2 protein-coding genes are annotated in these 13,161 nt (G+C 61.0%); one reads left to right on the forward strand and one right to left on the reverse strand.

Going from position 1 to position 13,161, the window contains the following annotated elements:
- Window positions 1–172 precede the first annotated feature (172 nt).
- Window positions 173–12,037, reverse strand: a complete 11,865-nt coding sequence (locus ACWF8S_RS10835; RefSeq protein WP_447553330.1) for an Ig-like domain-containing protein — start codon at window positions 12,035–12,037, stop codon at window positions 173–175.
- A 569-nt stretch (window positions 12,038–12,606) separates the two neighbouring features.
- On the opposite strand from ACWF8S_RS10835, the gene ACWF8S_RS10840 reads away from it, so the two are divergent.
- Window positions 12,607–13,095, forward strand: a complete 489-nt coding sequence (locus tag ACWF8S_RS10840; protein WP_447553331.1) for a pyridoxamine 5'-phosphate oxidase family protein — start codon at window positions 12,607–12,609, stop codon at window positions 13,093–13,095.
- The last annotated feature ends 66 nt before the right edge of the window (window positions 13,096–13,161 follow it).

A 13,161-nucleotide genomic window follows, 5' to 3' on the forward strand; every position in this document is an offset into this window, starting at 1 on the left:
TCATCGAGTGTGATGCTCATCCCCGGCAAAGGAGCAAGACACAAAAGCCAGCCGACGACGGCCCGCCCCAACCTGGGCTTTTCTTTCACTCTCGCCCTCGCAAGGAAAACGGCAAGCGCCGCGCCGGGGCGCTTTTTATACGTGTCACGTGCGCTTCTTGTCAGATTATGAATCAAGCCACCTCCATCACGTTGATGCCCTGCTCGACAAACAAGACGGCATCCAGGTTGATGTATTCGTTGAATACCACGCCGTCCAGGGATTGCGGGGTCGTCGTTCGCGTCCAGTTTCCGCCCGCCAGATCAACCCGGTCCTGGCTGTCGCCGGTGATCTGCAAGACGTTATCATCATCGGTGAGCTCAATCAGGGCGTCTCTATCCAACGTTAACCGGTTGGCCCCATTTCCCCGGCCCAGTGAAATACGCTCGACGTTGCTGATAGTGCCCAGAGCAGGGCTGGTCAGATTCAGGCTGATACCCGACCCCAGCGCGACGATATCGAAGCCCTCGCCCCCGTTGATGCTTTCGAACTGGGCACTGCGCAATACGATGACGTCGTCACCCGAGCCGGTATCGATGGTGTCCCGGCCGCCGATACTGATCACCACGTCGTTGCCATCTTCGGTGACGAAGGTCTGGTCACGCGCACTGCCCTGGACGATATCGGCGCTGTCGCTGCCATCATAATAGGAGCCCGAGACCGACAAGACGTCGGTTCTGCCTAAAAGCCCCCCTGTCACGCCCCCCAGCAGGCTACCGATGGCGCCTAACGGGTTGGCGAACACCGACTCTGCCGAACCAAAGTTGATTACTTCCGTCGTGCTGTGAGAGTCATCGCTGCGCACGGCGGTAAAGCCGACGTTGACCCCCTGATTGCCCACCAGAAGCCCCGTAACGCTATTGAGCAAATCGCTGAGTACGGTGGTATTGGTCGAAAAGCTTCCGTTGCTGTTCACGTTGATGCTCGAGCTGCGAAGCGAGGTGAACAGATCGTCCTGATAGACATCCAACCGAACGGTCTGCGCACCCGGCGCACTTCCTTCCAGGAAAGAAGCCAATAGTCCCAGCAAGGGGGGAGTACGAATCTGAAGCCCCACAGGTGGGGCGACGCTGTACGGTACAGTGACGACATCGGTCGTTTCACCGCTCACCACCGCCTGGATCTGGCTGTTGGCGGGGGCCGGCCGGTCGAGCACCAGACGCCACTCCCCCGCCTCGTTGACCTGGGTGCTGTAGGTGGTGCTGCCTACCTGCACGGCCACGATGGCGCCCGCTTCGCCACCGCCGCTGACGATGTAGCCGGCGGTCTGGTTGATGGTGGGCACGAAGCCCAGAGGCATTCCCTCGTTGACCAGCACCGTGGTAGCGCCAAGCCCGACCTGCTGATAGCTCACGCCATCAATGACCGTGGCAGTGCCAAGCGCTGCCGCGCCGGAAATAGTCAGGCGGCTGGCGTCACCGCCAATGATCTGCAGCATGTCGCCATCGCTTGCCAGGGCATTCGCCGTTTCGACATCCAGCGTCAGCGTACTGGCGGTGTTGCCCAGGTTCAGGCGCTGAATGTTGCTGATGCGCCCCAAATCCGCCAGATCCAGGTCCAGACGCCCCTCGAGGAGCAGCGTATTGGTGCCTGAGCCGCCGTCGATGCTGACGAACTGATCGCTTCTCAGCACGATGAGATCATCACCGCCCAGTGCCTGCACGGACTGACCGGCGTCCACGATGATCACATCTGCATCACTGGTACCGTTGATGGCGGTCTCGCGTACATTGCCGAACGTGAGCGTGGGAAGCGAGCCACCCAGTAGCGCAACCTCGGTCGTGCCGATCTCGGTGGTGCCGGTGTTATCGTCCGTCAGCGCATACGTGAGGGTGAGCGTCGCGCCCCGCCCGGCCAGAAGCCCTGTCACGCCACCCAGCAGGTTCAAGGACGTTACCGCGGAGTTCAGCGCAGCGTTCAAATCAAGGGATGTCTGCCCTCCCGGCGTTGTCGAGACAGGCACATTGACCGAGCCCAGGTCCCCGACGTTAAGCGTGACGGAAAGCTCGCGGCCCTCGGGCAGCACGATATTCGAAAGCGGCCCGACCACGCCGGCGGTTCCCGACACCAGATCGGTGATCGGGCTCAAAACCAGCGTGGAAAGCGGTACCGGCAGCAGATCCACCAGGTTTACCGTGATGGGCGAGAAACTGCGGTTGCCCTGGGCATCCGTTGCCACCGCCGTGATGGAGGCCGTCAGCAGATCGTTCAGGCTGAAGCTCAGACGCGGATCGGCGAACAGGTCCACGCTAAATGCGCCGTTGGCGTCGGAGGCTACCGTGACGGTCTGGGTCACACCCGCCAGGCGAATGCTGAGCGCCACCGAGGCGCCGGGGTCGGTCACACCGACCAGCGAGCCAGTGAAATCGAGAAGTGATACCACCGGACCCAGGATGTTGAAGTCGTTCAGGGTCACGACCTCGCCTTCGTTACCCGCAGGGTCGTAGGTTACGAGCTGCAGATCGAGGCTTCGAAGATCGAATAGGCTCCCCGGATCATCGCCGAAAAGCTCCTGCAGGTTGAGTGCCAGCGCGAACAGATCAAGCACGTACTGGCCGCTGTCATCCTGAATTAGAAGCCCTGGATAGTTCTGGGTATCGAGCACGCGAAGGGTGTCCTGATCACCTCCGATACGCAGGCGAAGGCCCTCGCCGGGGGCAAGCAGCGTGTCGAGAGCGATACCGTTGCCGGCGACCTCGACACCGCCTGCCACCGAGCGGCCGGGGGGCACGGTATCGATCACGAAATCGACGGGCGGTGAGGTCGCGCTATCACCGATTCGCACCTGCGCCCCGGCGGGCTGGAAGGCGTACTCCGCGTCGATGCCGAGCGAAAAGCTCGCGTAGCCATTGGCGATATCCGCCGCCGTCAGGGTATAGGAAACCGTTGCGATACTTGCCCCCAGGGGCAGCTCTCCCCCGGCGCGGGCGAACACGTCAAGGGCAACCACCTCGCCTTCCGACACCGGGAGGCCACCAAAACCGACCTGAACCTCTGCGCCGGTCGCTTCAAGCCCGTTGATCCAGCCATCCTCCGAGGCTTCGATCATCAGTACCGGTTGCAAGATCTCGATGGCCAGTAAAAGGCTGGCACCGCCGGTGCCCAGGTTGCCGGCCAGATCGGTATAACTGCCGTCGGACAAGGTGATCGAGGCCGAGCTTGCCACCCCATCGGGCCTGAAGGTCGCCGTCCAGGTAGTGCCGCCGTTGGTATCGCTCAAGTTGGAGAGGCGCCCGCCGGTCACGATGAAATCACTCAAAGCAAGCCCGGAGACCGCCTCGCTGAAGGTGAACGTCACCTCGGTGGTTTCCGCCGAGGTGAGCGGGCGATCGGTGACGGCAAACTCGATGGCGCTCAGCGTCGGGGCATCGACATCCACCGTGATGCCGTCAAGACTCGCCGGGCCGCCCGGGTTCCCCGCCAGGTCGGTATAGGTGCCACCGGGCAGCGTGATGCTGGCCTGGCCGGAAACCGGCCCCGGCTGAAAAACGGCCGTCCAGATGAGGCCATTTTGAGAGGTCAGATCAACCAGCGTGCCCCCCGACACCTGAATATCCTCAAGGGCAAAATCGGTGACCGCCTCACTGAAGCTGAACGTGACCAGCGCTTCATCGTCTGCGCCAATCAGGGTGTCGGACACGGTGATGGTCGCCGTCGGGGAAAGCGTATCCAGCCGAACCTCGATTGATGCCGACTGGCCCACGTTGCCGGCCGCGCTGGTTACCGTGGCCACCATGGCAAAGGCCCCGTTGGCCAGGTTGCCCAAGAAGGCAGCCGGAACCCTGACGTTCCAGCCAGTGCCTTCCACAGTGCCTTCGAACGTGGCGCCGGCAATGCTCAGCGTCACCGTCGCGCCCTCCGGTGCGCCCTCGACCGGTCCGGTGATCACGAGCCCGTTGGCGATGTTCTGGCTGTTGAGAACATTATCGCCGGCCAAGGGAGCGATCGTGATCAATGGCGTATCGAGATCGACCGCATAAGTGTGGCTTGCCTGGATGACGCCCACATTGCCCGCTGCATCGCTTGCCCGAAGCGCAAAAGCCACCTCGGGCGGTGTGGCGCTTGCCAACAGGCTGCCCAGTACCGTCACGCTGAAGGCGCCGGTGGGCCCGACGCTAGCGCTATACTCGCCCCCATTGACGGATAGATTTAGCACATCGCCAGGGCTGAACTCGCCCGTCACGCGCCCGGTAATCTGAACGCTTCTATCCGCCTCGGCGATATTGATGATGTTGTCGTCGGTGATCGAGTCGATCACGATCTGCGTGGTGGTATCACTCGGTGCGGTGGTATCGAGCACAAAGCTCAGCGCGTTGGAAGTGGCCGAGGCGTTACCTGCCGCATCGGCAATGACCGCAACGACGGTATAGCTACCATCGGAATAGTCGCTGGGCAGTTCCACCCGCATCATGCCTTCGGTAATATCCTCCAAGGTAACGGTATAATCGTAATCGGCAGTGCCCGCCACGGTTACGGTCAACGTATCGCCTGCCTGGGTACCGGGGGTCAGCATGACGCCTAATTCGATTCCATCCTCGGCGGTCTCAGCGTTGATGAAACCGCGCACCAGCGCCGGCAGTATGATAAAGGGAGCATCAAGGCCGTCCTCGCCGCCGGGGCTGGTCACATCGACATTTACCGGATCGAGCGCGCCGTTACCGCTTGTGTTGCCCGCTCGGTCGGTCTGGCGTGCCAGCACCTGCTCTGGGGCATAGTTCCCCTCGGGCAGGACGAAGCTCGTACCCGCACCCGCCTGCCAGTTATCGCCGCCGTCCAGGCTGATCTCCCAAGTGGCGTCGGGCTCAAGCCCGCTCACCAGCACGGAGCCCTCGGCGGTGACGCCGCCGCCGGTATCGTTGGCCAGGGCAAGCGTGGGCGCTACCGGCGCAGCGGTATCGATAACAACCGGACCAAGTACCGCCACCGGGCTCACATTACCGGCAACGTCATACTGGCGAACCTGAATGGCGTCCAGCGTGTAGGCGCCATCGGGAAGACGGAAGCTGTCGCCCCCGCCCGCCTGCCAGGCAAGCCCGCCATTCAAGCTGTACTCCCAGGTGGCACCTTCTTCAACGCCCGCTATGCTGACCGTCTCAGCGTTGATGATCTCGCCGTCAAGCGCCAGCGAAATAGACGGCTCACCAGGTGAGGTAACATCGACCGTGACGGCACCCAGCTCGGCCGCCTGGCTGACGTTACCGGCCCGGTCGATCTGGCGTACCTGTACGCCCTTGGCCGGATAACTGTCTTCGGGAATGACGAAACTTACGCCTGCACCCACCTGCCAGGTATCACCACCGTTCAGGCTGAACTCCCAGGTGGCACCCGCTTCCAGACCGCCGACGTTCACGGTGCCATCATTGGTGACCGGACGGTCGTCCGCCAGAGTGGCGGTAGGTGCCTCGGGCCTGGTGGTATCGATGACGATAGCACCTACCTGCGCCGGGCTACTGATATTGCCCGCGCCATCGACCTGGCGTACCTGAACGTCGCCTACGACATAGATCCCCTCCGGGATAACAAAATCAGCGCCCGTACCTGCCTGCCAGGTCCCGCCGTTATCCAGGGTGTATTCCCAGAAAGCGCCGTCTTCAATGCCGTCCACTTCCACGGTGCCGTCATTGGTGATCTGCGCGCCGCCTACCGGGGTAAGACCAGGCATGGCCGGCGGCGTAGTGACGACGCTCACCGCCGCCTCCAGGCTTCCTTCCTCGCTGACGTTACCCGCTCCGTCGGTCTGGCGAACCTGAATGACGCCTGGCGCAAAGCTGCCCGGGGGCAGGATAAAGCGCTCGCCCATGCCCGCCAGCCAGGTATTGCCGCTGTCCAGGCTGATCTCCCAGTAGGCGTTCGATTCCAGATTACCGATCAAGAGCGTGCCATCGGCGGTTACACCGTCAAGCGTGCCGGTATCGTTGGCAAGCGCTATGGTCGGCGCGCCTGGAGCAGTGGTGTCGACCGTGACCGCGCCCAGTGTGGCTATGCCGCTGGTCAGGCCCTCGGCATCGGCCTGGCGCACCTGGACCTGGCCGGCCGGGTAGGTGCCCTCTTCCAGCGAGAAGCTTTCGCCGGTGCCGCCAAGCCAGGTATCGCCCCCGTCCAGGCTGTATTCCCACGTATTTCCTGCCACAAGGCCCCCGACATTGACGGTGCCGTTACGGGTGAGGCCATCTATCTCGCCGGTATCTTCGGCCAGATTCAGGGTGGGTGTGCCCGGTGCTTCAAGCTCCACGGGCGAGTCGATGGTGAGGTCAATCGTCACCGAGCCAAACTCGGTCACGTCACTGACGTTACCTGCCGCATCGAACTGGCGGACTCGCACTTGACCCTCAGCGTACTCGCCTTGCGGCAAGACGAAGCGATCCCCCAGGCCACGCTGCCAGGTGGCACCGCCGTTCAGGCTGAACTCCCAGACCCCGCCCGACTCCAGCCCCACGACCTGTACCGTGCCATCTGCCGTGACGCCGTCACCCATATCGCCTGTGTCGTTGACAAGGCCAAGCGTAGGGGCGTCGGGTCTGGTGGTATCGACCACCACCGCGCTGAGGCTGGCCGGCGCGCCGATATTGCCGGCGGTGTCTGTCTGGCGAACCTGTACGTCATTCAGCGCGTACTCGGCATCAGGCAGAACGAAGCCGGCTCCCGCACCCGCCTGCCAGGTATTCCCGCCGTCCAGGCTGTATTGCCAGGTGGCACCCTCTTCAAGACCACCGATTTCCACGGTGCCCTCATTGGTGATGGCGCGAGCATCCACCAGCGTCACGGTTGGCGCGGCCGGCGGCGTCAGATCGACGACGAACGCCTCCAACGGCGCCGGTGCACTGACGTTACCTGCCCCATCGGTCTGGCGAACCTGTACGGCGCCAGCGGCATAGTTGCCCTCCGCCACCGTGAAGCTGGTGCTTCGGCCAGGCGTCCAGCTGGTGCCACCGTCCAGGCTGTACTCCCAGCGTGCACGCGCTTCGATATCGCTTACGCGTACGGTGCCGTCGTTATTGATGACGCCGCCTATAAGGTCGAGGGTGGGGGAATCAGGAAGCTCGTTATCCACCTCGATCGCGTCAAGAAGGCTTTCAGCACTCACATTACCCGCCGCGTCGGTCTGACGAAGGCGAATATCGCCGGTGGCATAGCGCCCTTCGGGTAAAATGAACCGGTCGCCGGTGCCGAACATCCATGTGGCGCCGCCGTTCAGGCTGATTTCCCAGCGGGCCCCGGCCTCCAGGCTCTGGATCTCAAGCGTACCGTCTGTGGTGATACCCTCTATCTCGCCGGTGTCATTGCGAAGCGTCGCCGAGGGCCTGTCTGGCGCGGTGATATCCACCGTCAGGGTGCCAAGCGTGGATGTGGGGCTGGTCAGTCCACTGGAAGCAGTCTGGCGTGCCTGTATCTGGCCTGCCAGGTAAGTCCCTTCGGGGACGTTGAAAGACGCGCCGAACCCCTGGAACCAGCTGACTCCCCCGTTCAGGCTATACTGCCACTCGGCGTCCTCGAGCAGGCCACTGACCGTTACAAGGCCACTGTTGCTAACGCCCGGGACATCGCCGGTCGCTCTTGCAAGCGATAGCGTCGGTGCAGCGGGTGCCTCCGGGTTTGTGGGCTGATCGACGGGCAGGTCGACCGTGACCGGGCCAAGCCCGGACGCCGGGCTTTCATTACCCGCCGCATCGATCTGTCTCGCCCGTATTTGTCCCTCGGCGTAGCTGGCCTGCGGCAGAACGAAGCGATCATTGACACCTCGCTGCCAGGTCTCGCCGCTGTCCAGGCTGTACTCCCAGCGAGCGTCTGGTTCAAGATTGCCCACCTGCACGGTGCCATCGGTGATGGCGCCATCCGGCGCTTCGCCCATGTTGGCAAGCGTCAGCGTCAGTGGCGCTGGCTCGGTGGTATCCACGATCAGGGCCCCTAGTGCCACCGGCTTGCCTACATTGCCGGCAGCATCGACCTGGCGAACCTGTATTTGGTTGGGCTGATACTCACCTTCTGCCAGCACGAAGCCATTGTCTTCTCCGGTTATCCAGCTCAGGCCACTGTCAAGGCTGTATTCCCAGCTCGCTCCCGGCTCCAGGTCGCCGACGTCGACCGTACCGTCGCGGGTTATAAAAGCCTGGCTTGCCAGCGCGACCGTGGGCTCGCCAGGCTCGGTGAGATCGATCACCACAGCGCCCAGCGGGCCTGGCGCGCTGATATTGCCCGCGCCATCGGTCTGACGAACCTGGATCTGACCGGCGAAGTAGCTGCCCTCGGGCATACTAAAGGTATTGCCCTGGCCGGCTTGCCAGGTCACGCCGTTATCCAGCGAATATTCCCAGGTGGCGCCTTCCAGCAAGCCATTTACCGTTGCCGTCGCGTCATTGGTCAACCCTTCACCGGCCAGCTCGATCATGGGCGTACGGGGCGATTGGGTAACCACGGTCACGGGGGGCAGCGAACCACTTTCACTGGCATTACCGGCACCATCGGTCTGGCGAACGCGAACATCTCCCGTCGCGTAACTACCTGCGGGCAGAATGAAACGGTCCCCGGTGCCGGGTTGCCAGGTCGAGCCGCCGTCCAGGGTATACTCCCAGAAGGTTGCGGGGTCGAGATTATCTACCACCACCGTGCCGTCGGTGGTCATGCCGTCGATATCGCCGGTATCGGTGTTCAGCGTAACGTTCGGCACGCCGGGGGCCGTCTGGTCGATGGTTACCGCCCCCAGCGTGAAGGTGGCGCTGGTCAGGCCTTCCGGACTGGTCTGGCGTGCCAGTACCTGACCGGCGGCGTAGTTACCCTCCGTCAGAGTGAAGCTTTCACCCAGACCGGCCACCCAGGCAGTGCCGCCATTCAGGCTGTACTCCCAGGTGCCGCCTTCCACCAAGCCGCCTACCTGTACGGTGCCATTGGAGGTGATGCGATCCATCTCGCCGGTATCGTTATCCAAGGCAAGAATGGGCGCGGCCGGCGCTTGCGGATTCGTCGGTGAATCGAGGGTGAGATCGACACTGACCGGGCCAAATTCGGCCACCGCACTGATGTTGCCGGCGGTGTCGATCTGGCGTGCCTGAACCTGCCCCTCGCCGTAGGCCCCCTGGGCAAGAACGAAGCGATCACCGACGCCTGGCTGCCAGCTGGCGCCCCCGTCCAGGCTATATTCCCAACGCGCAGCGGGGTCGAGATTACCCAGCAGCACAGTGCCATCGGCGGTCACCCCAGCCACATCACCGGTATCATTGGCCAAAGTCAAAAGCGGTGCCGGCGGCGGCGTGATGTTGACCACGATTACACCCAGGCTGGCCGGCTCGCCGATGTTACCGGCGCTATCGGTCTGGCGAACCAGTATCTGCCCCGCCGCATACTCGCCTCCAGGCAGCCTGAAGCTTGCGCCTTCGCCCAGGGCCCAGGTCGCGCCTGCGTTCAGGCTGTATTGCCAGCTCGCGTTCGCTTCGATGCCTTCCACCGTGACGGTACCGTCATTGGTGATGCCGCTTTCCGCCACCAGAGAGATCACCGGCGCCGAAGGCGGCGTAATATCGATGATGACCGGGCGCAGCGAAGCCGTAAGGCTTTCATTGCCAGCGCCGTCGGTCTGGCGTACAAGCACCTCCCCGTCAGTGACACGCCCTTCGGGCAGATCGAAACGGTTACCGCTGCCCATCTTCCAGGTGTCGCCGCCATCCAGGCTGTATTCCCAGAGCGCGCCCGTTTCGAGGTTGTCCACCGCGACCGAGGTGGTGTTGATGACCTCCGCATCACTTGCAAGTCTCAGGGTAGGCGCGTCCGGGGAAGTCACGTCGACGGTCACGAACAGCGGAGCCGCAAGGCTGGTATTGCCAGCCCGATCGACCTGGCGCACCTGGAGCTGGCCCGACGAGTAGTCCCCCTCGGCCAAGATGAAGCGATCGCCATTGCCGGGCTGCCAGGTCTGGCCGGCGTCGTAGCTTATTTCCCAGTGTGCGTTGGGCTCCAGATTACCGATCATCACCGTGCCATCGGCAGTGACGGCGTTCGTGGTGCCGGTATCGTTGGCAAGTGCCAGGGAGGGCATCTCGGGCGGTGTGGCGTCCACTAGAACGCTACCGATCGTTCGCTGCCCACTTTCATTGCCTGCAGCATCCGTCTGGCGCACCAGTACCTGGCCGGCAGCGTATAGCCCCTGGGGTAGAACAAACTGCGTTCCCACCCCAGTTTGCCACGTAGCCCCGCTATTCAGGCTATATTCCCAGCGTCCCCCCTCGATCAAGTTGCCTACCTGCACGGTACCATCAAAGGTAATCCCGTCGATGTCGCCGGTATCGTTCGCCAAGGCCAGTGTCGGTGCTTCCGGCAGTGCCGGATCATCCGGGGTATCGACCATCAAGCGGACGGTAAGCGGCCCGAACGCCGTGGCGTCACTGCTGTTTCCGGCCTGGTCGATTTGGCGAACCTGTACCTGCCCCTGCGTGTAGGCTCCTTCAGAGAGTATGAAAAAGCTGCTGACACCGCGTTGCCACGTACTGCCGCTATCCAGACTGAGTAGCCAAAAAGCTCCTTCTTCCTGATTTTCGATCTCAATCCGCCCGTCTGCCGTTACGCCTTGCTCCAGGCCGGTATCACTGGCAAGCGCCAGCGTAGGCGGCTGTGGCGGCGTTTGATCCACGACGACCGCCCCCAGGTTGCCCTGCGCACTAACATTGCCGGCGATATCGAATTGACGCAGCAGTACCTGGCGAGTGTCATACACGTCCTCGGGTAGCGAAAAAGAGGCGCTATCGGTTCCCTGCAACCAGGTGCTGCCGCCGTCGAGGCTGTACCACCAGGTCGTGTTGGCTTCTATATCACTGACGTCGACCCGACCGTCGCTGGTGATCCCTTCGACCTCGCCTGTATCGTTGGCCAACCTGGCGGTGGGCGCCGGCGGTGGCGTGGTATCGACAATGACCGCACTCAGCACGCCAGCGGCGCTGGTCGTGCCTGCCGCGTCAATCTGGCGCGCTTGCACCTGTCCCTGGGCATATTCGCCCTCGGGCACGACGAAGCGGTTGCCTTCACCGTCCACCCAGGCGGCGCCGCCATCGAGGCTGTACTCCCAGCGGGCGCCATTGTGGAGACTCCTCACCATGACAGTGCCGTCGCTGGTGGTGAGATCGCCCTCACTCGTATCATTGGCAAGCGCAAGCGTTGGCGCAGACAGTCCTTGTGGCTCGCCGGGGGTGACTGGTTCACTCGGCACTTCAGGATTGCCGGACTCATCCGGCACTGGGGGGCTGACAGGCTCTTCGGGGTTGACGGGGTCAACCGGTACTTCGGGGTTGTCGGGCTCATCCGGCACGGAGGGGCTGACCGGTTCATCGGAATCGCCGGGGTCATCCGGCACGCCAGGGGTAACCGGCTCATCGGAATTACCGGGATCATCCGGTTCGGCAGGGCCGCCCGGAAGATCAAGCTCACCGGGGGCGGTCGGGTCGCCATCGTCGTCTTCAACGGGGTCGTCTGGGCTGATGGGCTCGGCAACGCCGTCTTCACTGCTGTCTACCGGTGGCGGGGGCGATGCCGACGCTCCTGACGAGCTGATGCCGACTGCCGCAGCGGTAGCTGCAACCGCAGTGCCGCCCGCCAGGCTGGCCCCGCCCACTGCCGAAGATGCCAAGGCATTCTCGCCGTAAAGCCCGGCTATCTGACGAGAGTACTCAAACCCTGCGTATTGGCCCTCGGGATAGTAAGCCACATACGTGATCTCCCCATTCGCCAACGTTGTCAGATCCACGGGGATCAACTGGTCTTCGGCACCGGTTAAATAGAATCTGCTTGGAGGCTGGGCATAGACATCAGAATAGAAGTTGACGACCCGGAAGGTTTCACCATTACCCAGCTCGATCACCAGATCGTTGGCATCGCGGAACAACGACGCTATATCTTCGGGCTCAACCTGCAAAAGCACCTGACCAGGTTCAGATAAAACGATGGTATTGCTGAACTCATTGGCTGAAACAGCCGTGACATCGTTTTCTAGAGACGACACTTTCGCTTGAATGGACATTTCCCGGCCTCTAATTGTTTTAAGGACGTCAGCCATCAAAACCGACTTAACATCAGAGGTCAACATGCTGTTATTGTTAAAATTAATACAAGGTTTTTTGTTTTCAGGCTATCTAAGTGAAGCGCTTTTAGTACAAAAGTAAGAAACTACAAAACAATGCGTTATAGTTTAATGTATGTTACGTATTAACAATTATCAATTATAGCTTAAATTAACTATTGAAAAATAGTTTATCAACGGGTTTTCCATGCCAAATATTTCACGCTTTATAAATATATATTTATATTACGGGGCGTAAGTCAATGTAATAAGAATAACATAATGAAATATTAGACCGGACTGTTTTAATCTGCATCAATCATTAAAAAATTATGACTAATATAAATAGTTATTTCTTAATCCAACCATTCATGAATGATGTTTTCTTGAAATAAAAATTTCCGACCTCCAGAAGTCTGTTTCTCAAAGGCAACCTCTACCAGGTTCGACTATGCTTAGCGGGGCATCCAGCAATGCGCATCATCATGCATTGCCAATGTTCAAAGCTTATTCATAAGGAGTATGAAGCGATGTCAAGCCCCGAACACAAGCAGAAGATCTGGAAGATGGTCAAGGACATCAAGGTGGGCATGCTGGTCACCCTGGATCACGATATGCCCCGAGCGCGCCCGATGCACCTGGTACAGGAAGAGTACGACGGGACCCTCTGGTTTTTTACCCGCCGCAGCGCAGAAAAGGTGTTCGAGGCTGAAAAGGATCACGATGTCTGCCTGAGCTTTTCTGACCAGGAAGACGGTATCTACGTCTCTCTATCCGGGACGGCCAGCTTGAACGATAACCGCGAGCTGATTGAAAAATACTGGAACCCCTTCGTGGCCGCCTGGTTTCCCGAAGGCAAGGACGACCCCGACCTCACCCTTCTGGAAATCAAGGTGACGATGGGCGAGCACTGGAAGGCAAACGAGAGCAAAGCCTATCAGCTTTATGAAATTGCCAAGGCCAACTTTCAAAAAGACGCCAAGCCCGACATGGGTGAAAACGAGAAATTTGGTCAATAGACGAATGGGCATTCGAGTAGCTTGAATCCCTTTCTATCTGCACCCAACGCCAGCCTTCGCTGGCGT

The organism is Vreelandella xerophytica (genome assembly GCF_968048975.1).